2 protein-coding genes and 1 tRNA gene are annotated in these 3,005 nt (G+C 32.9%); 2 read left to right on the top strand and 1 reads right to left on the bottom strand.

Annotated features, from left to right (window positions below; translation table 11 throughout):
• Window positions 1-73: 73 nt before the first annotated feature.
• On the bottom strand, window positions 74-2,164 hold the full coding sequence (locus tag DNC80_RS14745) for a glutamine--tRNA ligase/YqeY domain fusion protein (protein ID WP_182651867.1): 2,091 nt from the start codon (window positions 2,162-2,164) through the stop codon (window positions 74-76).
• Window positions 2,165-2,286: 122 nt separating this feature from the next.
• Between DNC80_RS14745 and folB the strand changes: the two genes are divergently transcribed.
• Both folB and DNC80_RS14735 read left to right on the top strand, forming a co-directional pair.
• The gene (gene folB / locus DNC80_RS14740) at window positions 2,287-2,646 is read left to right on the top strand and encodes a dihydroneopterin aldolase (RefSeq protein ID WP_086455422.1); all 360 of its coding nucleotides are present in this window, start codon (window positions 2,287-2,289) and stop codon (window positions 2,644-2,646) included.
• Window positions 2,647-2,761: 115 nt separating this feature from the next.
• Window positions 2,762-2,832, top strand: a tRNA-Cys gene (locus DNC80_RS14735).
• Window positions 2,833-3,005 lie beyond the last annotated feature (173 nt).

Below are 3,005 nucleotides of genomic sequence, written 5' to 3'. Positions count from 1 at the left end.
TACTAATAATAAGAAAACTCCCGATTAAAGGAGTTTTAGTATTGATAATATCTATAATTAAAAAAGTGATTTTCTAATTTAATAAAGCAAGCACTTTTTCGTTTTTTTCTACATTTTTCAATTCTGATAAAACTGCTTCAAATAAAACTAGGTTTTGAGCATCATTTTTCAAATTCAAAATTGCAGCCATTCGAACTGACGGCAGTTGACTTTTTAACGACATCGTATAAAATTTTTGAACCAAATCTGCATCAAACGAATTAATTTCAACTTTATCAGAATATTGAACAATCAAATTAGCAAACAACAAAGCATTGTTATCATTTTTGATATTTTTGGTAACCGTTTGCACTAACAAACTATAGTTATCAACACTCTTAATGTTTTCAGTAATAGGAATTAAAAGAGAAGCTGCAGCAGTTTCATCCTTTTCTTTAACGTACTTATTCAGATCTTTTTGAGTGTTCATCAAAAGATTTTCATCTTTTTTGCCTTTTTCTTCCCAAGCATCTTTTAATCCAACAGTTTTGTTGAAAATAATGGTCTCAGCCGTACTATCTTTATCAACATTAAAATAACCTAAACGTTGAAATTGAAACTTATCACCAGCTTTCACAGTAGCTAAACTAGGCTCTACATATCCTTTTACAACTTGAAGTGAATTCGGATTCATGAAATCCAAGAAGTTTTTATCTTTATGACTGTCAGGTGCTTGGTCTAAAAATAATCGATCATACAAACGAACTTCAGTTTCCAAAGCATGAGCTACCGAAACCCAATGCAAGGTACCCGCAACTTTACGTTGGCTGGCTTCGCTTCCACTTCCACTCTTACTATCTGCATCATAAGTAGCGTGAATTTCAAGAATTTCTCCTGAATTATCTTTTACAACTGATTCACCTTTAATTATATAGGCATTTTTTAAACGTACTTCACGACCAATACTTAATCTAAAAAATTTAGCAGGCGCATCTTCTAAAAAGTCTTCTCTTTCAATAAACAAAGTTTTTGAAAATGGTACTTTTCTGAACCCAGCACTTTCATCTTCTTGATTATTTTCAGCATCCAACCACTCTTCTTGACCTTCAGGATAATTAGTAATGATCAATTTAACTGGATCTAAAACAGCCATTACTCGTGGCGCAGTTTTGTTTAAATCTTCGCGTAAGCAAAATTCTAACAATGAATAATCGATAATATTTTCACGCTTTGCAACTCCGATAATTTCGCAAAATTTACGAATAGAATTAGCAGTATAACCACGTCTACGTAAACCTGAAATAGTAGGCATTCTAGGATCATCCCAACCGTTTACAAAATTTTCTTGAACCAATTGGAGTAATTTACGCTTACTCATTACAGTATAATTCAAGTTCAAACGAGCAAATTCATATTGATTTGGACGCACTTTCGTATCGTCATAAATTTGATCCAAAAACCAATTGTACAACTCACGGTGCATTACAAATTCTAGGGTACAAATCGAATGTGAAATTTGTTCTATAAAATCGCTTTCTCCATGAGCATAATCATACATAGGATAGATTTTCCAATCGTTTCCTGTTCTATGATGATGACGATGTAACACTCTATACATCAAAGGATCACGCATCAACATATTGGTAGAAGCCATATCAATTTTGGCACGCAAAACATGACTTCCTTCCGGAAAATCACCATTTTTCATACCTTCAAATAAAGTTAAATTTTCTTCAACTGAACGATTTCTATAAGGTCCATCAACACCTGGTTGCGTTGGTGTACCTTTTTGAGCAGCCATTTCTTCAGAAGATTGACTATCTACATACGCCTTTCCATTTTTAATCATCATTACAGCCCAATCATACAATTGCTGAAAGTAATCAGATGCGTAACGTTCATCAGCCCATTTGAAACCCAACCATTCTAGGTCTTCTTTAATAGCATCAACATACTCCTGCTCTTCTTTGGCTGGATTAGTATCATCAAAACGTAGATTAACTGGAGCATTGTACTTTAGACCTAATCCAAAATTCAAGCATATAGATTTGGCATGGCCAATGTGCAAATAACCATTTGGCTCTGGTGGAAAACGAAAACGTAATTTATCTTGAGGAAAACCGTTTGTTAAACTGTCTTCAATGATTTGTTCTATAAAATGGAGTGATTTTTCTTCAGTTGACATCTTTTTGTTTTATTTTAGCAAAGATAAAAAAAACTTTAAGGTTTGAGTTTAATGTTTACAACGAAACCAATTAATAGCTGGGATTTCAGCAGTATCTTTATACTTAAAACTAACAATCAAAAATGGGAATAATAAAACTTAAAAATATCAGAACGTTCTCTTACCACGGTTGCTTGATCGAGGAGGGAAAAATAGGATCAGACTATCTCGTTAATCTTGAAGTAAAAACAGATTTACGTAAATCAAGTATATCTGACGATTTAAAAGATACAGTAGATTATGTGCTGTTAAACCGCATTGTTGTTGAAGAAATGGATATACGATCAGACTTATTAGAGCATGTAGCACATAGAATTGTAAATCGTATTTTCAATGAAATTGCGGCTATATCAAGAATTGTCGTTCAGGTTTCAAAACTAAATCCTCCTATTGGTGGTGACGTTGAAGCAGTTACTATTGAAATGGAAGAATATAGAAATTAATTTCTGTTATTCTTAATAAAGAAAATTACTTTGTAATAGAATTATATGCTTTATTTAGAAATTGAAACTTGCATTTAAGAAATTTTATAGTACATTTGCAAACCAATTAAATATTGGCGTCGTGGCCGAGCGGCTAGGCTGGGCTCTGCAAAAGCTCCTACTCCGGTTCGAATCCGGACGATGCCTCTAAAACCTTCAAGGAAACTTGAGGGTTTTTTTGTGATTTATCTTTAGAAAAAATATAGTAAAATAATGGTTCGAATCCATCCCGAAGCTTCGTAGATGCCACTAAAACTTTCAAGGACATGAACAAAGTAAATTGGCGTAGTAAAATTGAAGTTTTTTTGTGATTTATTTTT

The organism is Flavobacterium sp. SOK18b (assembly GCF_014156605.1).
Lineage (GTDB): Bacteria > Bacteroidota > Bacteroidia > Flavobacteriales > Flavobacteriaceae > Flavobacterium > Flavobacterium tiangeerense.
This window is presented reverse-complemented; position numbering and strand designations above follow the sequence as displayed.